Annotated in this window: 14 protein-coding genes and 4 pseudogenes; 9 read left to right on the forward strand and 9 right to left on the reverse strand. The window is 55.6% G+C overall.

The features are described 5' to 3' along the window. Positions 1-603: 603 nt before the first annotated feature. The 4 genes from KBI52_RS21010 to KBI52_RS21025 form a co-directional block, all read right to left on the reverse strand. On the reverse strand, positions 604-2,658 hold the full coding sequence (locus KBI52_RS21010) for a TniQ family protein (protein ID WP_210811378.1): 2,055 nt from the start codon (positions 2,656-2,658) through the stop codon (positions 604-606). Continuing rightward, entirely contained in the window at positions 2,603-3,667 is a 1,065-nt protein-coding gene (locus KBI52_RS21015) for a TniB family NTP-binding protein (RefSeq protein WP_210811382.1), read from the reverse strand. Before KBI52_RS21015 ends, KBI52_RS21010 begins: the two co-directional genes overlap by 56 nt. 9 nt (positions 3,668-3,676) lie before the next feature. Then, positions 3,677-5,926, reverse strand: a complete 2,250-nt coding sequence (locus KBI52_RS21020) for a DDE-type integrase/transposase/recombinase (RefSeq protein ID WP_210811385.1) — start codon at positions 5,924-5,926, stop codon at positions 3,677-3,679. Between the two features lie 84 nt (positions 5,927-6,010). Further along, positions 6,011-6,586 carry a TnsA endonuclease N-terminal domain-containing protein gene (locus KBI52_RS21025; RefSeq protein ID WP_210811388.1) on the reverse strand — a complete coding sequence of 192 codons (576 nt, stop codon included), beginning with the start codon at positions 6,584-6,586 and terminating at the stop codon, positions 6,011-6,013. A gap of 1,052 nt (positions 6,587-7,638) precedes the next feature. Here KBI52_RS21025 and KBI52_RS21030 point away from each other — a divergent pair. The 9 genes and pseudogenes from KBI52_RS21030 to KBI52_RS33115 all read left to right on the forward strand — a co-directional run bounded on the left by KBI52_RS21030 (position 7,639) and on the right by KBI52_RS33115 (position 16,670). Continuing rightward, complete coding sequence (locus KBI52_RS21030; RefSeq protein ID WP_210811389.1) at positions 7,639-8,013, forward strand: hypothetical protein; 375 nt, start codon at positions 7,639-7,641, stop codon at positions 8,011-8,013. A gap of 40 nt (positions 8,014-8,053) precedes the next feature. After that, a complete protein-coding gene (locus KBI52_RS21035; protein ID WP_210811393.1) occupies positions 8,054-8,191 on the forward strand; it encodes a hypothetical protein in 138 nt (45 codons plus the stop codon). Positions 8,192-8,401: 210 nt separating this feature from the next. Next, the gene (locus tag KBI52_RS21040) at positions 8,402-8,893 is read left to right on the forward strand and encodes an antitoxin Xre/MbcA/ParS toxin-binding domain-containing protein (protein ID WP_210811396.1); all 492 of its coding nucleotides are present in this window, start codon (positions 8,402-8,404) and stop codon (positions 8,891-8,893) included. 1,133 nt (positions 8,894-10,026) lie between these two features. Then, positions 10,027-10,520 (forward strand): annotated as a pseudogene (locus KBI52_RS33110) (IS5 family transposase); the annotation flags it as partial. Between the two features lie 241 nt (positions 10,521-10,761). Beyond that, positions 10,762-11,430, forward strand: a complete 669-nt coding sequence (locus KBI52_RS21045; protein WP_210811398.1) for a hypothetical protein — start codon at positions 10,762-10,764, stop codon at positions 11,428-11,430. Then, positions 11,427-12,953: a M23 family metallopeptidase gene (locus tag KBI52_RS21050; RefSeq protein WP_210811402.1), complete on the forward strand. Its 1,527-nt coding sequence runs from the start codon at positions 11,427-11,429 to the stop codon at positions 12,951-12,953. Before KBI52_RS21045 ends, KBI52_RS21050 begins: the two co-directional genes overlap by 4 nt. Before the next feature lie 737 nt (positions 12,954-13,690). After that, entirely contained in the window at positions 13,691-15,562 is a 1,872-nt protein-coding gene (locus tag KBI52_RS21055; RefSeq protein WP_210811405.1) for a di-heme-cytochrome C peroxidase, read from the forward strand. Positions 15,563-15,632: 70 nt separating this feature from the next. Then, positions 15,633-16,052 (forward strand): annotated as a pseudogene (locus KBI52_RS34250) (catalase); the annotation flags it as partial. 339 nt (positions 16,053-16,391) lie between these two features. Next, positions 16,392-16,670 (forward strand): hypothetical protein, encoded by a 279-nt coding sequence (locus KBI52_RS33115; protein ID WP_247654542.1) that lies wholly within the window; start codon positions 16,392-16,394, stop codon positions 16,668-16,670. 154 nt (positions 16,671-16,824) lie between these two features. Here KBI52_RS33115 and KBI52_RS21065 read toward each other — a convergent pair. The 5 genes and pseudogenes from KBI52_RS21065 to KBI52_RS21080 all read right to left on the reverse strand — a co-directional run. Further along, positions 16,825-16,914, reverse strand: a pseudogene (locus KBI52_RS21065) (integrase core domain-containing protein); the annotation flags it as partial. Continuing rightward, positions 16,911-17,048: pseudogene (locus tag KBI52_RS33120) on the reverse strand (transposase); the annotation flags it as partial. The pseudogenes KBI52_RS21065 and KBI52_RS33120, both read right to left, overlap by 4 nt. 150 nt (positions 17,049-17,198) lie before the next feature. Beyond that, entirely contained in the window at positions 17,199-17,897 is a 699-nt protein-coding gene (locus tag KBI52_RS21070) for an SIMPL domain-containing protein (RefSeq protein WP_210811412.1), read from the reverse strand. A 127-nt stretch (positions 17,898-18,024) separates the two neighbouring features. Further along, positions 18,025-19,152 carry a serine protease gene (locus tag KBI52_RS34255; RefSeq protein WP_210811414.1) on the reverse strand — a complete coding sequence of 376 codons (1,128 nt, stop codon included), beginning with the start codon at positions 19,150-19,152 and terminating at the stop codon, positions 18,025-18,027. 146 nt (positions 19,153-19,298) lie between these two features. Next, positions 19,299-22,388 carry a S8 family serine peptidase gene (locus KBI52_RS21080; protein WP_210811418.1) on the reverse strand — a complete coding sequence of 1,030 codons (3,090 nt, stop codon included), beginning with the start codon at positions 22,386-22,388 and terminating at the stop codon, positions 19,299-19,301. Positions 22,389-22,406: the final 18 nt, after the last annotated feature.

Raw genomic sequence — 22,406 nt, forward strand, 5'->3', positions numbered from 1 at the left:
TTGTCTCGGCTCCGGTTTCAGGCGAAACCGAGATCCCTAAATCCATCAGCTCGCGACCCTATACCAGCTTACCGTGACCGTCCCATTGCGAGAACACAGTCCGGCCTTCGGGAATTTCAACGGCACCCTACCCATCCCTGCCGAAGAATCAGGCCCCTCTGGTGATGCGGACGTCGTTATCGAGCATGGTCATCACGTCGGTTTTGCGATTTCTGATACCGTCAACCAGTTCGAGCTAGCTCTCCCATCGTTTTGCTTCCAGTCTCGAGAGCCTTGTCAACTTGGGAGGACTGATCCGTACCCTCCTCGCTCATTTTGAGCGATTTCACCGGCGGTAAATCACACGATCCGTTTTGGAATGAAGTCATCTCCCGTCATCGGAAAATCAGCAAGCAGGTTATTCTAGCCAGCTCCGTTGGAAAGCACGATACAGCTTTGATCCGCGTTGCTCACGGACTCTTCATGTCCGAGACGACAGGTTCTTGTATAGGTCAGCCCAGACAGAAAACCTTTTCAGCTTCAGGCCTGCGCCGTCGGTCTAGCCTCCACTGGATCCTACAGCTTCTGGCGCCTGTACTCGCAACGGGAAGAATTCTGACGTCCTCAAGTTTCATTAGCGACTCTAATTATGCAAGGCTCTAGCGCATGTCTGTAATATATCACCCTTCTCGATTGACTTAGCCTTACTGCAGGCTTTACCCCGCACTTACTTATGTATCGCCAGGCAGATCTGGGTGATAAATTCAATCGGGCTGCAAACTCGGCGCCAGATATGTATGTCTCTGTCAGCTTGCGAAAATCGCAGTAGGAGATTGTCGCATAGGGACGTGTTGAAGTCGGTATGGAGCTGATATCAATAAGTTCGGCCAAGGCCGCGATGTCCATTTTCATTTCAGCGGCAGCGTGCTGAACCGTGATACGCTTGTCGTTTGGATTAAGCTTCTCTAGTAAGAACTCCCGTACGTCATTGTGGTCGACTCGGAAACGGCTGCTCACCCGTTGGCTCGAGTAATCTATGCCACAAAGCCCCAGGTTGCCCGACGCAAGCGCTATCAGGATTTCGAACCATGGATCGGTGATACTGTGCTGTCGGACTGCCAGGCCCAAGCACAGTCCAACTCCCTCGCGTCTGCTTGTGTCCTCGATCTGCTTTATAAACTGGTCAATGCTACTTCGGCGAAAGACTATCTTTGATTGCGCGTGAAGGACCATTTCGGGCCCGCTTAATCGGGCGATCAGTGCTTCATCGGCCAACCTTAAGAGCGTGCGGTAGGGGATCCCGTATTCCTGAACAGCCGACCTACAGGTAATACTGTCCCTGTAGCGTTCCATCAGCTCCACCAATGCATCGACCTTAAAGAGTATGCTAACCCCCGTTCTTCCCTCATACGCCACAAGTTCGGGATAGGTCTGCAGCCTGGATAGTACGGCTGGGGAGATGTGATACTCTTTCGCTGCGGCATTCAGATTGATTGTTCCGGCTGCCATGTTCCGGATGCTTCGGGAATTGTTACTGCTTAAACGTAAGTTTGGGCGAAGCTCGAAGTATCGACGGAACTCATCGTTCAAGATGTTTCTCACGCGTTGCGTGAACGCCACCTCGGGAAACGCCGTAACAAGCGGGCCAAGGTGCTTGCGGAAACCGAAGTTGGTCGGCCTTTCCACCCCAAACGCACTACACAGGTCCGCCAAATCATAGAGCGACTGGGGCCAGCCAAGCACGACCTCCAGTCCAGCTGCTAAGTCGCCTGCGCTCCACTCGCTGAAGTTTCCCGTGGCGCACTGCCGCCGCCTACGCCCGAACACCGCGCCACCGCTTGGATCTGACCTGACGAGTCCAAAAAACACCGAGAGTCCGAGGATCTCCGCTCCCGAAAGATCTGCAAGGTCAGTTGGGATGCGACTGCGAGCCCGCGTCCAAGCGGCCTCGTCGGGCGAGAAGAAGTCGGCAAAGAACTGCAATTTCGATAGAACTTGCGGTTCTATGAAGGCTGACTCCAAATCCCGAAGATCGACTCTGCAGCTTGCGCGGCCACATCGAATAAGTGAGGTCAATCTCCACTGCAACCGTGATCCGCAGGAACAGCGTTCGACGAGCATCTGGCCCGTTTCTAGACAACACGGGATTGGTTTGAGATCCCACAAAGCCCGGTGATACGGCTTCTTTTGCCAAGATGCCGGTGCGAATCTGCGGCGCCGTGCGGAAACGGCCCGTCGTGGAGCTCCCTCATGGAAGAATTTGACCCAGCTGATGTCCTCTCCTGCGAAATCTAGTGGTGAGTATAACCTGCAATCGAGTTGCTGAACCGATATACCAATCAGGGCCGCAAGAGGCTGCACATCGAAGCAGGAAAACGGTACCAAGCTCACTCTTGGCTTCAGGCCGACAATGCGCGTGACCGCTGAGATCTCACGTCGACTATTTTCTTCACCCACCCGAGCGATGAACCCTAGAAGGCTTTCGTCAAACTCTAAGTCTAAACTAAGGGGAAACACACATTGTCGAGCAGACGACGCCTCTGAAGCTTCTCTTTCATCGGCATCAATGTCAAACCAGTTATCTTCTTTCATCGATTCATCTCCGACAAGATAGAGCTTTCTGTCAAAGACGAGCCGCTCGCTGATTTTGCCTGAGATTGCGCCTTCGTTGCTCTTCATAGCGCTCGAGAACTATCTCGAACGCCTCATCATCAAGCCAAACCTCGGTGGCTCTTGGCAGAGTTCCGCGAAACGGATTTGTACCGGCCCGTTTCATGAGCAACATGAAACGATCGAAGACTCGGTCGAAATGCCCTAAGCTCATCATCGGCTTGTCTTCTAAAATGGCCAATTTTGATGCGGCATGGATCAGCTTGGCGTCAAAGCCTGGCCAGCCCTGACCTGCAAGCAAAATACGCTCAGAAAAGTCTTTGTTTGCGAGATGACTGAGTGCCTTTAGGCCTTCGCAGTCGACAATAGCTCTGTCCCAGTTGGCGAGGTATCCGCGATGGGCCTCAACATCGCTACTTGAGTTGCGATCAAATGGCTTCATCTCGAACACGGGATCGTCGAGCCGAAGAGGCAATTGGTCGTTGACGATGAAGAGGCGGGTAACTCGCTCTGTGCCGGCAAGGACAAAGCCACAGCCCAGATCATTAAGCAGTTGCTTAATCCAATCAGCCGACTCGTGGTTGACCTTGTCATTCTCTCGGCTGATCAAGTGCTGTAGCTCATCGAAAATAATGATCCTGACCTGTTGGCGTTCAACTTGCTCGTGAATGCGCCGCAAGCGCTCCTTTTCGGTCCCCTGCGTTGGGTCCGGGTCTCCCAAGGACATAAGCATTGCCGCTGCGAGGTCGTTGACCAAGGGTTTAGCGGGGGTCGGAACAAAGAGCGCTGGCCGGACCACACCCCGGCCCTGCTTTACGGGCGGATTGAGAGCAAGAAAGAGCTTCAATGCCGTTGTCTTTCCGGCGCGTGTCGGTGCGGCGAGAAGGAGGCCGGTTTGCTCTGCTGTTCCTCCGCTAGAGGCCATCAAAAACTCCAGCTGGTCCAAGACCTTCTCGATACGATCGTTGAGGATTATCAAACTTTTTATACGCTTATGCCGGTCGGCCTGCGCTGCGATGATCTCCTTCCGCTGGGCCCTGTGGGCACGTAAAGCCGAGACATCGAGGTCGAGGCTCATTCGCCGCTCCTATGGACGGGACAAGTGCGGTCGGCTGTACTTGGTCAGGATAAGGTCAAGGTCGTCATCGGGCTCGACCGCCTCCGCGCTTGGCGGAGCTTCCCTTGGACGAGGTTTTTGGGCGGTTCTCTTTGTCCGCATTTTCCGCATGCCGCGTCCAAACTGCTTCATTGAAGCTCCGGGATCCTCCTCATAGCTGCCAAGTGAACTAGAGGACGTATCTCGGGAGCGGTCTCCATCAATCTGGTACTCAAGGATTGTGTTCGGATCGGCAGGCACAGTTTCGAGGAAGTCCAGTTCGAGCCAATTGCTCTCCTCATCGATGAGTCGGTTGAGCACCGTCGCGCCTGCGTGTGGGCCTGCTCCTACGTTCAACCTTCGTGCGATCGTTGAATTTGTGGCGATCTTGTTTCGACGTTTCAGGAGGCTCGCCATCAGCGTGTCGCGGATCTCCTTCTTGGCAATCAGCCAGTGCTCACGGTCAGCAAGATCGTACTGGCTGTACCGCATATATTTCACAAGATGCCCATATTCCCACAGGGATAGCCCCTCTACTCGCTCCGGATCGCAGCACGGGAGACTGATGCGCTCCCCAGACGTTGGGTCGCGAACGATTATCGACTTCAGGCTATCTGGATCTACCGTGAATGTTACCTTGACCTTTGGAGTTTTGGCGCGATCCAGGATGTCAAAGACTCTGTTCTTCTCGCAAAACCGCAAGTAGCGGAAATGAACTCCCTTGCGGGTGAGGATGCATTGAAAGCTTATTCCAAGAACTCCAAGATCACTGACGCGTTTTGGCATCATTGGAGGGATCTGACGAATTCCATTCTCGTACAATTTCCCTCGCGAAAGCGACTGTGTTTTGAACTTGTACGGATAGACTTCGATGACCCACTTGTGGAATTCACGATCTAGTTCGTCGGAGGTCAACTCAGCCTCAGCGATAGGGCTTCGCCCCTGCTGTGTAAGCTTCCGGGCATCGCCTTTTGTTGCTCCGGGCAACAATTCTACGAAGTCGGTATTGATCGTGCGGATCGTTCGCTCGACGATTCCTTTCCATTCCGGTCTTTTGCGTGGACACCACACCACCTCAATGCCGAGTTCTGCGCAAGCGAGTTCAAAGGAATTGCCCCGGAACTCCAGTGCTCTGTCACAGACAATGTAGCGCGGCAAACCCATCGCGAGCCAACGCCTTGCGAGCTGAGGAAATTTCTTGAGAACGTACGCCTTGGGGGATATTGCGTTTTTCAGCGCCAGCGACACGGAGTGGAGGCTTGGCGGGATGAATGAAATGAAGAACCCGACGATGAGACGGCTGAATGCGTCGATTACGACGGTTAGCCATGGACGCCCGAGTGGAAGGCGTGTCTTCCTGTTGTAGACTAGATGGCCGTCAAGTTTCGTATGATCGATATACCATACTTCGTTGACCCGCGTTGCTTTAGGAGCCCGTCCAACACCTTGAAATTGTGTATCAGCATAACATTTTCCAGATCGTCGACGGGTTGTTTCGTATCCCTCATAGCGTTCTAGACGGCGTCGGATCGTGGTATCCCAAGGCTCGATCAGAAAGCCGAGTTCACGACGCTCGACGGTGTTCAATGCGTTGTAAGCTTCATCAGAGATTTCATAGGTTTTCCGCAGTGTGAGATTGCGGACGGCGATATCTCCATGGACAGCCTCTGTGATCTCCTTTGGTCGAAGCTCCCGGTTGTTTTTCCAGTAAACCTCAATAGCCGTCTCGACTATCTGATCGACCTCTGGATCCAACCAATCTGTCCGTCCTTTTCGGCTATTTCCATCTGACATGAAGCGGGCGAACCGTTTTCCAGGAACGCCGCGCTCCCGTAACCATCGTGCAACAGTTTTTGGGTGTGGAGGTTCGATGTCTCCGATGACTCGTGCAACCCGGTCGATGATTGGCTGCAATCCCTTATCAGTTTTTGACACTGCGGGAGCAGCATCGACAGCGACACAATACTTGAACCGTCGAAAGGATGCCCAGCCGTCTTTGGCAAGCGTTGGTTCGATAGAACGGTCAAGCGCATCTAGAAACCGGGCCGGGAGATGATCGAGTGTATGGTCATCTAATTCTAATTCGCCAGCCTCGTAGAGAGCCCAGAAGTGGGAAGGTGAGAGTTTCTCAGGTTCTCCTGTTTCCTCGTCCTCAAGAATGAGATGGGTACCGTCCCGTGTAACCTTCTTGACCAGGTAAGCTCGCTTCCACAAAATAACCTCGGCCTTGTCTCTCTTCATGGATGGAAACCTGAAGTCAGACGTGACCGCTTGGTTTGATACGCGCCCCATCATTTTCCCCCTATCTTGAGTCGAGGACAGATGTCAGCGGAGTGAGATCATTGTGCCTGGCCAAACCGGGCCATTCATTTCAGCTTCGATTCGACGCGACCGCAGTATCATCGATAGGACGGCGTTCTCTGGCTGGCTGTGCCTGCGGACTCTGGAAGCACACTCCTGGAGAGTTGCAGGCCCGTTCTCCTGCAGGCTTCTTAGGACCCGCTGCTCGTCCAGAGGATCAATCAGTGTGCGGCCCCTAGCCTCAATGTCCGCAGCCGCATCCATCCATGGAGTTGGCGGGAGTTTGCCTGAACCGAGCCTGATCCAAGGCTTCCCTCGGTCTGCATAAATACGTTTAACCTCATCGAGCTTGCGCTGCAGCTTCGGTGAGCGTGCGAGCATCAGAGCCGGCTTGGTTTCCACAATGATCACGGTATCACTGATGGCTACCTCGAAGTCCGGAGTGTACCGGACAGGCTTACCGTCAAGCATGAACTCAAGGGTAAGAGGTTGCGACCGGTACCATTTCACCCGTCCGTCGACCTCAAAGATCCGTGCATACTTCCGCTCAAGCCCCATGGTGGTGTAGATGCGCCAACCGCACTTCCAGGATGGGACCATGCGAACCTCCTGGTGGGGATGGAGACGTAGTGCATCACGCATCGGCCCTCCGTCGCGGCGCCGGACCTCAATTACATCGACAGAGAACGCGAGCTCAGTGTAATTGCCTGAAGGCATCTGCTTGCCTCCCTAGTTGAGGGACCGACCGGGAGCCTGAAGTCTATCTCGTCGCCCCGCTGGATTTCGCGCGCGCTCTATTCACATGGCTGGGTATGAGCTCGTCACGTTTTCGGTTGTGGCTTACGGCAATTCCGACCGACACTTATGTCAGCCGTCTCCGTCGGGTTATCGTCGAACTCTCGATATGGCTGCATTAGTTTGCGGATCTGCTCGAGAGGATATGGAACGTAGATCGTGTGGCCGGCGGCCCTAATGAGGCAGGCGTCGTGGCAGGGGTCAGCATCACACAACCATTGGATACTGGTGATCCTGATGAAGTAGCGGCAGTCGCTGCCGTCATCAATGTCGACAAAGGCGCCGATGCGTCTAACACCCATGGCAGTCCTCCGATGTCGGAGCAGCACACTCTCACGCGACGGCTAAATATAATTAGACTGTTTGGGCAGATAACTTCTGTAAAGCTCCGTGACTTTCGAACCAAGACCCTTACTTCGGTACGACGACCAGCGTATGATACCACATTAATAAGCAGATGCAAACGCGAATTACAATGTACCAAAAAGAAGTAAAATTCATTATCCTGTTTTTTATTTCGCGATAAAGCATTAAACAAACTGTTTCATATATCATTTCTTTAGCCAAAGAAAGTATTATGATATCTTAGAATAATTAAATGAATTAAAAGGCGGTTGTTCTGCATATTAATTCGTAAAATGTGCCTATTGGTACAGGCATAGTCCGTAGCAACTTGACAGTGGATTGATGTGACTGCTTATACTTTGTTTTCTCATGTGATAAATTCACTTCTGGCCAAACCCGTACCATCGGGTACTGGCCGACCTTGATCATAGATAGTCAGAAGGGAGAACTCGGTTGGTCCACATCAGCGTTCTAATGCTGCTCTCGAGCGGAGCATGTTGACCGAGGGAGCCATGAGTGCCGATTTTACCTCGTCTCCGGAGTTTTGTCAGAAAATCGCTGCGGAAGTCCGATCGGCTTCGATTGAGGAGCTTCCCGGATGGTCGTCCATTGTCGAGTATTACCAGGACAAGGATATCGCATTTAGCTTCCATGGCATCGATTGTGATCCGATCTCAATCGCTGTTCATCCAGATCGGACCTTTGATGGCAGGGCCCGTGTCTTGATGCATTATACCGCCGTCTTCCCTGATGGATTCCACACCCTCGGCTCCCAGACATTTCCTGGGATGGTCTACGGACGGATTGATCCCAGAGGGGAGATCCACATCGAGCGATTCCGGTTTGGAAAAGATGGCAGGATTCCGCCAGAAGGCATCCTTGGCTGAGTACGCGGCAACTTTGTCGGACCGAACGTTGGAGGACCAAGTGGCACATTCTTACGACATTGAAGACCCTTGGTCTGAATTCCAGCCGCTCGATCCAGCCATCACGGCGCTCGTTCAAAGACTGGCAGTCTATGGCTTACTCCTAAGCGAGATCGAAGGCCTGATCAAACGCGCCTAGGAAGATAAGTTATCTGAAGTGACGATGGTGATCGACGGATATGAAGAGAGCGCGATATCCATGCTTGAAGGTCTGCCGCCGGGTAGGAAGTGTCGCCATTGATAACTGCTATCGTAAGCGTGAATCAGTTTGCCTCGGCGGAGGTCATAGGCTGCCAGATGAATTTTTCAGACATCGATTGCCCCGCGTAAGCAGCTGAGAGGAGGGAGCATGGGCAAGTCTCCGCTTTTCTTTGGTGTCATCTTCCCTGCCGTCATGGTGCTTGCTGGTTGGTGGGCGTATCGGGCTGGACACCGCAATGAGTTTTGGTTTCTCTATTCCGCTGTAATGCCCGCTCTTGTCTGTGCTTTGGGGTGGTTCGCCGTCGTGCTCAACGAGGTTGCCATGAGGCGAGAAAGGCGAAGGGAAGACGGTAGTCTGAGAGATCCTGAGCGACCTCTAGATCACCAAGCACTGTCGGCGGATATGCTCGACGCTAGCAATCAACCTGACAACAGCAGATCGGACCGGCTCGCAGATACGATTGAGGTCATCAATCTGGTTCTTCCGTGGGTCGGCTCTACGGCACGTGCAGTTGCTTGGTACCGAACTCGACCCCTTCCAAGTCTTGACGGACAGACAGCAGAGCAACTGGTCAACCAAGGGCGCGCTCAGGTCGTCAAAGCTCAATTGGCTCGGATGCCACCTGTAGACCTGCTGTAGCTGCCGAGCCACAGAGGAGTTCGAGTTGTGAAGTAGGCATGCTAAAAGAGTACGACTTCAATTGGCCGGAACGTCTTCCATTGAAAGGGCATCCATCCAGCCGACGGTCTAGGCTCACTTCTGATAATAGGTACTTATCAGAAGTGAGAACCCTGTTCCGGGCCTGTGTGACGTAGGCGAACTCTTGGGGCTGTTCAGTATCGTTGCTGCATCGAAGATCAGCGCCATCAAGACGTTAACGAAATCTTAACGACGGCGGCTGCGGTCCCGATCATCTGATAACCTGGGCAAAGCGGACGTTCAGATCGCGGGGCTCTTGGTCGCAGAATGGCCCGGAGCTGACTCTAGCTGTTCCGGGGCAGCATAGTTTGTATCTGCCTCATTCCATGGGTCCTATTCGCGGAATCTGCTCCCTTGCGCAAAGGTGCAGGGAATTTGCAGTCCTCCGCGTAACCGCAGCGGACAACCAATTCGTTGATCGGTCGCGTGGAACCGCTCGACAGTCGTTCTTATCTGATTTCCTTCCATCAGGACAGGTGAACGATCCTGATGTAGGACCATGCAGAGCCAGCTATGGTTTGTCCGCCTGGAGATGCGGCGGCTCCTGATTGGTAGTCCCGACCAGGCGGAGAGGCTGGGAAAAGCTCAGTTCCCGGTCTCTCTCTTAGGTTTTGGAAACCATATGGCCGTCTCGTCGGGAACGAAGCGTAGCAGATCGCATTGACCCAGTACGAAGGCCTGTTGCCCCCTTGGCTTTCGTCTCTTCCGAGCCCCTCGTGTTCTCCCGTCGCGAGGGGCTTTTTCTATGGCCATGCTGAAACCGTTCCCGGCTGGACCAGTTGCTCGCCGCGAAAGCTGTCACGCATCCTGCCTTCTTCATGGACTACGAGGCCTCCTCACCCACTAGCAATAGCGGACGGGGAGGCTTTTCTTTTGCTCGCCGCCAGCATAGCAGTTGTGAGTATTCGCAGACCTTCTGGGACGCTCGCGGGAGCCGGCTTGACTAGGTTTTTACTAGGACCAGGACCCATAAAGGAGTTTGAGCGGGCGGCGCTTTCGTGCTTCGCGACCTCGTCGGGAGGCCAGGGATGAATCGAAATCGCTTCTGGCTCACGGACCAGCAATTCAAGTAGATCGCGAACCATCTACCCACCGGTACGCGAGGGAAGCCTCGGGTCGATGACCGCCGCGTGATCAGCGGAATCATCCATGTCCTCAGGTCTGGCGGGCGCTGGGTCGATGCCCCCAGCCTCTATTGACCGCACAAGACCCTCTATATCCGCTTCGTCCGCTGGGCGGCCAAAGGGCGTGTGTGCCAACCTGTTCCACACGCTGGCCAATGCCGCCGGCCATCCGCTCACGTGCTGATCGACTCCAGTGCCGTGAAGGCGCACCGCTCGGCATCGGGCGTTGAAATGGGAGCAGAAGAAGGCGCTCGGGCGTTCACGCGGGGGCTCGACCAAGATCCACGTGCTGAAGAACCACTAATGCCGCCCCATTGCCCCTCTGCTGACCGCGGGACTGATAGCCGACGGCACGGCTGAAGGCGCTCCTCGAACACTTGCCTGCCGCATGGGTCCTGGATGGCGACGAGGGCTACGACACCAACCATGTCCGGCAGCAAGTTATGACAGCCTCATAGGCGGCGAGCGCCTCTTCGCTGCGCACGCACTTTGTTGTGCCGATAAGAATTGTTCAGGCGCAATCGCTGTTTCGAGCGCGTCGTACTTGCTTCATAGTGCGCTTCGCCGTGGTCAACTCGCTCCCGGATCATCTCCCATTCTGAGAACTGAGAGAGGCAACCAGCCCTTCGCTTTACTTCAACCTCCTGTGGGTGTAGCATTGCGCCAACGCGTAGTGGAGCGGCCGTGCTGTCCCGTTTCATTCTTTCCGCTGCAGTTTTGACACTGACTCTGCCCGGCGCTCATGGCCAGAGCGCGCTTGTCACTCCTGACTGGTCCGATCCCGCTGCGTCGCGTTACCTGGAAAAGCGTAATAGTGGCGCCCTGCCCCCAAGTCCTTTGGAAGAAGGCTTAGCCGAGCCAAGCCCGCAGTTCTCGCTCCCAGTTTTGGGCTTGAGAGAAGGCTTCGCGGCCGCGGAACCTGGACTAGATCCCGCGGGCGGCTTTATCGATCCACTGTCGATGGCCCCGGATGTTGAGTGGTGGCCAAAATGCGCAGCCACAAACGCTAAGCCCGACTTCGCGGCCGACCCGAACGGCACATGGTACAGCGCCACGTTCAATTTCGGCTGCATCACAGTTGTTGTAGCAGGCGATCGTAATTCAGACTCTCAGGTTCCCGCGGAACTGCGCGACGAGTTGAGCGAACGCCGGGGTGACGTTGCATCACCACTCGACGAGGACGACGACCCGGATAGTGTTCTCTCAGTCACATATGAGATTGTGCGTTTCAATGTACCGTACGTCGTTACCATTGAGTGCACCAAAGAAAGCGCAAGTTTTTGCCGGAACAGGTCGGCTCACCAGGTCCTGTTGGCGCGATTGAGCATCCTCCAAGGAGATCCGCGGCCATGACGCGTCTCTCACGTGGTTTGGTGGCTGCCGTTTCCCTCATTGTCGCGCCGCCAAGCCCGGCGGCGGCGCAGGAAGCGTTCCTGTATCACTCTCCTGGAAATTTGGCAGTCGGCGCGGGGCGCGAAAACGACCGCACCATCTATCTACCCGGCCTGCTCTTCCCGCTCGCCGCCGGTCCCGCGTTCGGCAACGCCCATGCCTACGCGAATAGCCAGATACATCCGTCCGGAGGTCCGGGTAATTCGGAAGAGAATTACGCCTACCCTTGGCGCGACACCTACTGCGAGAAGCGATCGTGGGACATGCCCCTGTGTCCCGGCAAAACCGGTCACCAAGGCTTGGACATCCGGCCGCAGAGGCCAGAGCGCAACGCCTTCCCGGCGCTCGCAATGGATAACGGCGTGGTCACGTCGATCACGAGCAACACAACGGTTACGATCCGATCAAACGCTAATTACTACTGCCGCTACCTACATCTCGACCGCGACAGCATCACTCAGGCCGGGCTTAAGGTCGGTGCCGCAATCAGGCGGGGCGACGTCGTCGGGAAAGTCTCCAACATCATGGGCGGCATTCCCAATACGACCATTCACCTCCATTTCGACTGCCACAAGACGATCAACGGCCGCACCGTTCGCCTTCCGATCTACGCATCGGTCGTCGCTGCTTATCGCCGCGCCTGGCAGCTAGACCCACTCGATACCGGCGGCAGCCTCGGCGTCGATCCAATTCGGGAGTTGAGTATTGGCGCGAAGGTATCTTTGCGCTCCGACTCGGCCGCCGACGCCAAGCTCCCGAAGTCAATACGCACCAAGAACTTCGGCGCGATCACACCCCAAACCGAGCCCGCATCATGGCCGCTGTATATCCGCAGATGGCCCGACCTCCTGCCAGACGTCGAGATCAGAGATGCGTTCGGCAAAATCATCCCAGCTTTCGCCAGTCCGGAAGCAGGCGTTGGGCTCTGGTGGTACTGGATAGTGCAGCGCGCGGGTTTCGGCGCGGCCGGAACCGTGTCGTTCGAGAAAATCGCGGTCAAATACTCGGGGGCGTCGAGCCCAAGCGAGCCGGTGGTCGCCAAATACGCCGGCAACTACTCGGGAACGGCTGAGAAGCCCGGTCTGTCTAGTCTCTACTTCGGCCGTTTCGTTAACCGGGCGGAGGACCTGAACCTGGCTGACGCGGAAGTCCGTTGGAATATCGCCCGCACCATCTTCCATTATGAGGCAGGCCGGCAAGATGTTGTCGATCGGTCGACGTTCGACCGCGGCATCCAGCTCGCGAACATGATCCTGCAGAAGGGCTTCGACGCGCCGCTTCCGGGACCCGTCACCGACCCGTCAACGCCGCTGCCCCCGGGAGTGCAGGCTCCGCTGGCCGCGTCGGGCGGAAGCCCGGTCGCCGGGACCGCACCAAGCAGCGGCATGGAGATTGTCCTCGGCCGCTACGTAATCCGGGTGGGGCAAACAGTTGATAGCGCGGCGCTGTCCCGTGTGCTCGACGTTCTCGAAAGCCGGCGCTAACGAGAAGGCGAACAGTGATCCCCGACGCCTGAACGAAGATCAGCAGCCCGTTGTGGAGAACATGGCCACCCGCACCTCCACGTGGATTAATGCATGTTGCGACTGCGCGCTCTCGTTTCGGCACTGGACCGAGTTTGATAGTTGGTGGCGCGAGCACATAAAATATGAAAGTTTCCCGTCGGTTTCGGAACGAGACTTCGTCAGGCACTACCTGGGCGCGGCGTCACTCGGGTGGTGGAGCTCAGCAAAACGCTCTCCCGTCAAGGAAGCAAAACATGGCGCCTCTACTATGGTTGGGAGCCCCGCCGACCCATTCAGGCTGCTTATCGTTGGCAGACTTTGCGCGTCGGCGTGGGTTACGAGTACATATGCGGGCACACGGCGCGGCGCGCCCGGAGTGATTGTTTCGACCCAAGGCGAACTGGTCGGACAAAGGTGAAGGCGCTCGGGGCGCTCGCGAAAGAGCTTGAAGGCTACCTACGTTTACTTATGCGATTGGGGCGCCGCGAAACTCTGTGCGGGATCCTCAAGAATGGCGACCCGCTCCGCGACGGTGCCCATGTCGCAGCGTCGTGGACACCCTTCTACCCGTCCCACGCGAGGAGAGCTGAAGTACAAGAACGCAGTACCTCGTATAATAACCGCCAAAATTTGATACGCCCTATCGCCGCGGGCTTGAATAAGGCAGGCTTTCACATAGCATGTGGACGCTCACCTGAATTATGGAGCTCAGACACATGTTCTCGAGTTGCCGAGCGCTGCGCTTCCTCGCCGCCGTGGTTACCTTCGTCGCTGGCACGCATTCCCTTTCTCATGCGCAAGATGCCCAGCCGCTGCCCGAATTGGACCAGGGCTGGTCGAATGAACAGCGGAACTCGTGGTGGGGAGCGACACAGGGCTCTCGCCTGATCCCACTCGATTGGTTCAACGCACTTGAGATTTCGGGCGGGCAGGATCGCTTTGCCTCTATCGCCGTCATGAGCCGGTTTGGGTATCTCCGTCGCCCAGGAGCTCCGCCCGAATGGCTGCCGATCGGGTTTGCAATTGATGATCAATCGGACGACAGACTTCAACGGACGAAACTGCGGTGGAAAGCAGGGCAGGGAAACAACGAAAAATGGCTTGGTCTGACTTGCTCGGCCTGTCACACAGGAACCTTCAGCCACAACGGAAAGACATATCTTGTCGAAGGCGCTGGAGGACTGACGGATTTCCAGAGCTTCATGGAGACCTTGAACCGTTCCCTTGAAGAGACGCGCAGCGATAAGCAGAAGTGGGATGCGTTTGAGGTACGCGTCCTAGGTCGCGACAAGACGGACGAGAACGTTCGAAGACTTGCAGAAGCGTATGACGCACTATTGGCGTGGCAGCTCAAGGAAGAGAACATCAACGCCACCCCGCTCCGCTACGGTCCTGGCCGCATAGACGCGTTCGGGCACATCTACAATAAGGTCGCCCTGACGCTCGCCCCTAATAAGGCGAGGCAAAATCCGTCGGATGCCCCAGTGAGCATTCCTTTTATTTGGCGAGCTCCGCAATTTGACCGCGTGCAGTACAACGGCATGGCGCCGAAGGTGCCGATCCTTGGAAGCTTCGATGTTGGGGCCGTCGGCCGGAACACCGGCGAAGTGATCGGTGTGTTCGGGGACGTGGTTCCGAATGCAAATCCAGGACTAGTCAACGGCTTTGCGTCGAGTGTCCTTGTTACCCAACTGTCGCAACTTGAAGACGTTCTCTCGGAGCTCCGTCCTCCTCGCTGGCCGGCCTCCATCTTAGGCGCGGTCGACCAAGCCAAAGCAGATCGGGGAAGGGCTTTGTTTGACTCGCGCTGCGCGTCCTGCCACGAGCCCGTGAACCGCACCGACGTGAAGACCCGGCTCACCGTCGAGATGAGCCTCTTGGATGGATCAGGCAGAAACACAAGGACCGGGAAGCCGCTTCCGCCCCCGGGAACCGATCCTTGGATGGCCTGTAACGCATACGCGTACAAGTCCTCACCTGGCATCGTCAGCGGCTTCCGCAGTCGGGTGTTGACTGAAGACGAGATGATTTCCACCAGCGAGGAGGAGCGACTCGCTATGCTCCTCAAGGTCACGGTGGGTGCCGTGATCATGGACAAGAAGAAGGACATAGCATCGGAGGCACTACGTAAGCTCTTCCGCGTGCGAGCTCTGCCGGACGTCGAAGGAGCGCTAATAGACGTGCCCCAAATCAGCGAGAATCCGGGTCGCTCTCCCGCCAAGCAAGCCCAGCTGGTCGATTGCATGAGATCAAAGGATCCGAATCTCGGCTACACCAGCCGACCGCTGAACGGGATCTGGGCGACGGCGCCTTTCCTGCACAACGGTTCTATTCCCAACATGTACGAATTGCTACTCCCGCCTAGGCAGCGATCGCAGGCCTTCTTCGTTGGGACACGGGAATATGATCCTCAAAAGATGGGCTATAAGACCGATCGCTCCTCGGCCGGCAATACGTTCGAGTTTCGATCGCAGTACGACCAAGGCCGCCTAATTGACGGCAACAGCAATCTCGGTCACGACTATGAGAACGAGAAGCTGACCGACGACCATCGCTATGAGTTGATCGAGTACCTCAAGCAACTTTGAAGGGGAGGGTTGAGTGGCTCGACTTTCCCGGAAGCTTGGCGGCGGTGCATTGCTAGTCTCCGGCGGAGCCATGGTCGCGTGGCTCTCCGCGGCGACTCCGGATAAATCGGACGAAGCACAAAGGGCCGCGGTTACGGCGATCGCGGATCGTGCGCTTGCGGAGATGAAGCGGCATTATCCAGAGGGAGCGCAGACGTTCGTTCGCCGTGACGCACACGCGAAGGCACATGGTTGTGCACGGGCAAGGTTCTCAGTCGTATCCGACTTGCCCGCAGAGCTCCGTGTTGGATCATTCGCTACTCCAGGCCAAGAGTACCGTGCTTGGACGCGATTCTCGAACGGCTCCTTTACGCCCGGAGATGACACTGGGCTTGATGGCCGCGGCATGGCTCTCAAAATCCTTGATGCGACGTCGAGAGGACAGACGCATGACATCTTGATGATTAATCACCCAACCTTCTTCTCTCCAGACGCGGTGGACTACCGAGACTTCGCAGAGGCGGGCGCTCTCACGGGTGACCTGCAAGGGCTGCGCAGGTACTTCCTACCTAGCGCGAACCCTTTCGATTGGCGAGTGAGGCAGGCTGGTATCGCCTACAGGATCGCAAGCGCCCCGATTTCATCACCTCTCACCATCTCGTATTTTTCAATGGCGCCCTTCGCTTTCGGTCCCAACCAGGTAATCAAATACTCGGTCCGCCCCTGCAGCGGGAACCCGCCCCCGTCCAATGAGGAGCGTGGTCCGGACTTCCTACGACGGGAACTCTCTCGCGGACTGGTCAGCAGCGATGCTTGCTTCGACCTTATGGTCCAATTGCGGAAAGGCTCGATGCCCATCGACGATCTGACCGTCGAGTGGCCGCAGGAGGAGGCGCCGCTTCGGCCAGTGGGTCGGATTACTTTGTTACGGCAGTCGACCGACACCCCGGCACGCGATGCATTCTGCGAGAGCACGGTATTTAATCCGTGGAATGCGCCGGAAGTGCACGCGCCTTTGGGATCCATGAACAATGTCCGAAGGGCTGTGTACGACGCGATATCGGCTTACCGGAAGCAGCGGAACGGCGTCATCGGAATAGATCCCTGGAGTGCATGGGAGAACCTGTAATCGCGGCGTGTCCGTATGGTCTTTCATTGCAGCCGCGTGTGGTGGCGTAGACGGCGGGCGCGAGCTAGCAAGCTGAGGCGTAGGTGGCGTCGATTGAGGTTGTAGTTGCTGCGCCAGGGCTTGTGAACCGTGCGGGCGTGCGGCAGCGAACGAAGCGAAGCAGGAACTCGTTCAGGAGCTCGTCGCGTAGACGTCCATTGAAGCCCTCGACGAAGGCGTTTTGGGTCGGATTGCCTAGTGCAATGCCACCGAACTTAGCTTTCGACTTGTAATAGGCTGCCTGGCTAGTGCCGTGCTGCGGCAGACATCCGTAGGCGTGGCTCCCGCCTCATGCTCCTTTAGGATCGCAATGATCTGCGCTTCCTTGAAACTGCTCATTGCATGATCTGGCTTAGCCAAGAGGCCGATTTCCAGTTCGGCGCGGAGTGTCCGTGGGGCAATGTCAGAAGCAACTCTCCTCTGCAAGGATCATTTCCTTGTGCGACTCTGACTATCCAGCCATTCAGAAGTCCGCTTGAATGCAAATCGTTATTGAGTGATCCCGTAGCTGGCTCGGATGCGAACCCGCAGAGTCAGCTCGCCCGGCGCGAGCGGTGCGGCCAAAGCGTCCGAAGCTCCACCGCCGTATTCGCGCGTCGGCGAAGGGCCTTCTTCCGAAAGTGAAATCAATGGGCCAAGGGGGTGTCCAGCCCGTTTGGCATATAGTTCCGCGCGCTGGCGCGCATCGTCGAAGGCGTGCTCGCGGGCAGCATTCAACGCAGTCGCTGGATCCGCAATATCAAAACGGATTCCTCCGACGGCGACAGCACCCTTGTTAACAGCTCCGTCAATAAGCGTGCCCAATCGGGAGATATCGCGCACCTTTAGATGGATACTGCTTGATGCGGTGTACCCTAGCAAACGGCCGCTTCTAGCGTCCAAGCCGGGCGAGGAAGCATAACGGGGCTCGAGCTGTAGGTTGACGGTTTGAATATCGCGCCAGTCAACTTTGTCCTGCTGCAGTTTACTGATAATATCTTCTGCTTTCTGACTATTTGTTTGAAGCGCTTCCGACGCTGTGTCGGCCTGTGTGGAGATTCCTAATACGACGTGCACAAGATCCGGCACGACAGTCGACTGTCCTTCACCTATTACCACGAATGATCGCTGTCCATCAGCTCCAAAGGCAGGATAAGAACCGATTATCGCCGCGATCGCACTCCACACGAGAATGGACTCTAAACGCATTGAGTTTCTCCTTAACCGCAACAACGAACCGCCGGGCAGGCCCGGAGAACGCCTGCCGCAAGCTAGCTTCCGCGGCGGTTCGGCCGGAAAGGCTCTCGTCGGACGAAGCTCATGGTGCCTCACCGATTTATTGTTGCCAGTCCAAAACCTCCTTTTTTAATGTCGCTGGAAGGTGTTCGATGATGGCGCCAATCCTAACCCCTTTGTTCTTTCTGTCACATACGCCCTCGCTGTTTACGGTATGGCCGGAATGATGAACCCCTACGACGAACCCTTCCTCATCGAAAACCGGGGCGCCGGAGCTTCCACCTTCAGTGTCGCACTCATGCAGGAAATCAATGTCTGATTTCTTCTCGAACCAACTCGGATACGTGCTGGCTACAATTCGGCAATCTCTCTGGGTTAAATATTTAACACGACCCAGAGGATGATGGATTATGCGGATTGCCATACCCTCTTGTAGTGATGATCCTGGCTTGATGCGGGCAATAGGAGGCGCGCCGATTGACTGCATCATCGGCCGTACCCGGAATATCGCATAGTCCCGATCTTTGTCGAATAAAACGTTTGGCCCGCCGCCAAAGATTGGGGTTTCGGACCAACCATATTCGTTGCTTAGCTGGTCCCCATCCCATGAAAAATCAATCACTAAGTTACGTAATACATCGTTCTCCCAAAAAGCTGAGGTCTCGGGAGCACCGCCGCAATGCCAGTTCGTCAAAAACAAATCCGGAGCGATTAGGAATCCAGTGCATGTCCATGCTTTGTTTGTAGAAAACACAATCATCATACCCACACTCTCGCCAAGCCTCCGCGTACGTATTGGCGTGTCAGTGCACTTTGTTATTTCGGATGAGCAGATGTCCTGCTGATCTTGAGTTCGGGGGCACAGCAGACACTGCCATTTTATGGAAGCTCGATTTTGGACGGAGTAATAGGTTACCTGAGGTTGTTGCGCCACGAGGATGGCGCCATTGATCCGCAAGAAGGGTGATGGATTCACACCGCGCGCCTCGAGAATGACCCTACCGCTTCCTCCTTCGAACCGTCGTGACCACACCGCGGTGTTCCCGGCAGGAAAATCTTTCGGGCCGATTATTTGTAAGGGTTGTTGGATTTGGTCATCATAAAAGACGAGGCGCCAGTCCTTGGGAGCGGTTTTATAAACGTTGAGACGTACCCGGAAGTGACGGAGTAGCTCATTGGTGGGCAGACTCACTCCCGCAGGATTGCCGTCGGGCGTGAGCTGCTGCACGAAATCTTCTCTGATAGATCCTATGTTCGTGACGTAGTGTCGGTTCTCCGGCCCGCCGCAATCATTTTGCGCTAGAGCAGCGCAGGCAACGCTGGCGAACATCGTGGCCGTTGTGACCAGTAGGAGCGAACCTTTCTGAGACGAACTTACTGGCCCCCGCATTGGCCCGACACCCCAGGATCATCGAAGAGGACTAGGTCCTGTATTTCAGAAAGACGTAAAGCCTTGCTTCCGATCTGAAGAACCGGATCAGAAGCAGACGGCGACGTTGAGGCAGCCACCAGAGGGCTACGAAGAACAACACCAGGCTTGGTATTGTCGTCTTTGTGGTATATCACCCATCTCTTTGCGCCCCCCAATGGGATCTGAACGATCCGCCTCACGTATTCCACTGGGATAGGTTGGTACTCTTGCGCCGATGCGGTTCTCACCTGCAAAGTGTCAGAGCACCACTTAAAATCTGAGATGCTGACTCTAGAGTATGTACGTTCAGCTTCCGCCTGTTGCTGTAAATAGATGTAACCTGGGTGGAGCAGTGCTAGCTTCACGTCAGCCAATCCCGTGGCAACGTGATCATTTGAATTGTCTGCCGGAAGTACGGGCATAGACGTGAGCTGGAGAGCTTCCTTTAACCGGGAAGTGACGCGGTAGTACCTTGAGTAGCAGGACCGCATCTTCGTTGCGAGACCTCCGACATACGCGGCGGCTTGTGAGGTGCCATAGGCTCGGATAGGCTCGTTGCCTACTCCGAAACCGGGTAAGCCGCCGACCCATTCGCCGCCTAAGTTCTCGACATAATCTACTCCTCCCGGTGCGATAATGTGTGGACGGTACGCACCACTCCCCCGGTGAGCTCGCGGCCAAACCTTGCGGTTAGCGGCATCAGCCCTTTGCAAGGAGCAGCGTTCGCACGCCGAGACGAGCACTACATTCGATTCGTCAGCGAGCGCTGCTGGGAGGGCTATGGACTGGGCTCCAAAAGTCGTCGTTTTGCTAGGCTGCGCAACTTGGCTCGCATTGGTGGGTTGGCCTATCGCGGCCACCCATAGCCAGTCATGCGATTGGGAGATTCGTCGCCTTCCTATGTGCCGCTTGAGAAGGTCACTTCTTGCGGCATCTTGACTGGGTATGTCACCCACCTGTGGGCTGACATCACCTGGTATCTCGCATGGGTTCGATCCATTAGGCAACGCAATCGCAAATTCATCAAGGAGCGATTTTTCGTAGCACATCTGGCTTGTTAGGATAGCGACGCCGTTCCGCTTATTGCTATAGAGGTTTCTTACATTGTCGTAGATTTCCTTCTCCCGTAATCCCGGAGCATTGCTAATTAGTTGTGGCAGTACTCCAGGGACAAAGCCCACAAATCTGTTGGAGCCAGCGATTATCTGAGCCATCAGGGTGCCGTGGTGTCGCCGATCGAACGGTTTCCACGCACATTGTGGAGGAGAACTCGAGAGCGTTAATGCTCCTTGGTCGATCGATTCCTCAAAGAGAACGGGCGTCACCTCGGATCGATTGCAGACAGAACAATGCTGGCAAGCGAGTGTCTCACACGATCCGCTGCAGGCTCCACAAGACGCCTCCGCGGTGGTATCAAAGTCGCATTTTAGGTCTGGCAATTCTATGCCGGAATTTGGCATTTTCTTCTCTTCATACGGGAGCTCCTCCAAGAGCATCCCGTAGTGGCCCATTGCACCAGCCGCACATATCGCGTCTCGGGAACTGACCGCATGGCTCACTGCAACGGCGTTCGGGTTGACTCCACGACGCGTCGTCAGCGATTTTGCTAGGCCGTCCTCGACAGTTACGCTAATCCCAGGATCTTTCTGCGCGAGCGGCTCAAGGGCTTGAGTGATCGCTTTGAGCTCTATTTGGCTTACAGGGATAGAGGCTACATACTGTCGCCACTCGATCTCGTACGTGATGATCCGCTGGTCCGTCCGACTAGTCTGCCGCCGCTTCTCAGCTGGTGGGTCTTCCTGACGCACGTCCAATCTTATGGCGTCCACGCGTGTCATCAGCTGTTCGAAGTCTCGAACGGCCGCAACATCACGCTGCAGGATCGAACCGCTCGCGATGTCGACAGAGCTGTTAAACGTGAGAATAGGATATTGCCTTTTTCCCTCTAGATCACGGCGTAAACTCAGGAAGGGATTGCATGCCGCAGCGCCTCGCGATTGTTCGGAAGTAACCGCCTCGGAGAGGCCCAAATCTCTGATGTAGGTTCGGCAGCCTTCTTCATCCCCTAGATTGTATTCCTGGTAGGGTAGCCGCTTATATGGTCCCACTATCGTGCGTATTACGTTAGACGCAGTGGAAAGAACTTGCTTTCCTTCCAACTCGACCATCACGGTCGCAAAACCATAAACAAGTTGGTGAGATTTTATATCGCGGTCGGAGAGCTTCATCTCCAGCGAACCTCCACCGCCGCATTGATAGTGCATCACAGATTGCGGATCATACGAACCCGTTACGTACGTCGGCGGCTCGATTTGGGGGCAGTTAGGCCCCGCCTCCGGAGAAATATGTTCGTGTCTATATCCGAGCACATGTCCTAACTGGTGTCGTAGAACCCCAGCGGGACTGAGAGTGCTTTTGAAGAATGTCTCCCCAATGGAAATGATCCTCGCATCGGGCGGAGAACTAGGAAGAAAACTTGTCGCCACTATCTCAGTTGGGTCCTTAGTATATCGGACGACAAATTTTACTTTGTTTGAATCTGGACTGACGTCAAATTCAGGCCGATGCACGAACCGGATTCCACAATGGAGACAAGCGCGCTCCCAATCTCCGCCAGCCTCAATCATAGCTCTAGCTACAACAGCGTACTGTTCTTGGGTGAAAGACGCCTTGTCTATTGCGTAGGTAAGGGTCCGTTCCTCCGGAAGGACCCAGTAATCAAGCTCACCGTTTACGACATTCACGTTCAAGCTTAGGTCAGGATGATATGAGTCTCGGCGTTCCTTTTTTTCGTCGGCAGGCTGCAGGCCCAACGCACGTTCGAACCGCGCTCGGGAAAGCCGCTCCCACTCCACCTTGAGTTCTAGTTCGGAGAGCCAGTAGCCGTTGAGCAGAAATCGTCCGTTCGAGTGTTTCAGGCTGTCTCTGAAGATCTTATAAGGGTCTTTAGTTCCCCTGGGCGGCCCCTCATCTGCAGAACAAATCCCTATGGCCGAAAGGCTAAGAACTACAAGTAGGAACATCCGAAGGCGGCGGAACAGCGCAAGGTTCATGACGTTCCCTCCTCCTTG

Origin of the sequence: Microvirga sp. HBU67558 (assembly GCF_018069605.1) — a bacterium.
Lineage (GTDB): Bacteria > Pseudomonadota > Alphaproteobacteria > Rhizobiales > Beijerinckiaceae > Microvirga > Microvirga terrae.

Bases quoted from the DNA above. Each gene is read 5' to 3' on its own strand.
- KBI52_RS21010 (WP_210811378.1), bottom strand. From the start codon at position 2,658: ATGAAGAGCAACGAAGGCGCAATCTCAGGCAAAATCAGCGAGCGGCTC.
- KBI52_RS21015 (WP_210811382.1), bottom strand. From the start codon at position 3,667: ATGAGCCTCGACCTCGATGTCTCGGCTTTACGTGCCCACAGGGCCCAG.
- KBI52_RS21020 (WP_210811385.1), bottom strand. From the start codon at position 5,926: ATGAAGAGAGACAAGGCCGAGGTTATTTTGTGGAAGCGAGCTTACCTG.
- KBI52_RS21025 (WP_210811388.1), bottom strand. From the start codon at position 6,586: ATGGTCCCATCCTGGAAGTGCGGTTGGCGCATCTACACCACCATGGGG.
- KBI52_RS21030 (WP_210811389.1), top strand. From the start codon at position 7,639: ATGAGTGCCGATTTTACCTCGTCTCCGGAGTTTTGTCAGAAAATCGCT.
- KBI52_RS21040 (WP_210811396.1), top strand. From the start codon at position 8,402: ATGGGCAAGTCTCCGCTTTTCTTTGGTGTCATCTTCCCTGCCGTCATG.
- KBI52_RS21050 (WP_210811402.1), top strand. From the start codon at position 11,427: ATGACGCGTCTCTCACGTGGTTTGGTGGCTGCCGTTTCCCTCATTGTC.
- KBI52_RS21055 (WP_210811405.1), top strand. From the start codon at position 13,691: ATGTTCTCGAGTTGCCGAGCGCTGCGCTTCCTCGCCGCCGTGGTTACC.
- KBI52_RS33115 (WP_247654542.1), top strand. From the start codon at position 16,392: ATGCCCATCGACGATCTGACCGTCGAGTGGCCGCAGGAGGAGGCGCCG.
- KBI52_RS21070 (WP_210811412.1), bottom strand. From the start codon at position 17,897: ATGCGTTTAGAGTCCATTCTCGTGTGGAGTGCGATCGCGGCGATAATC.
- KBI52_RS21080 (WP_210811418.1), bottom strand. From the start codon at position 22,388: ATGAACCTTGCGCTGTTCCGCCGCCTTCGGATGTTCCTACTTGTAGTT.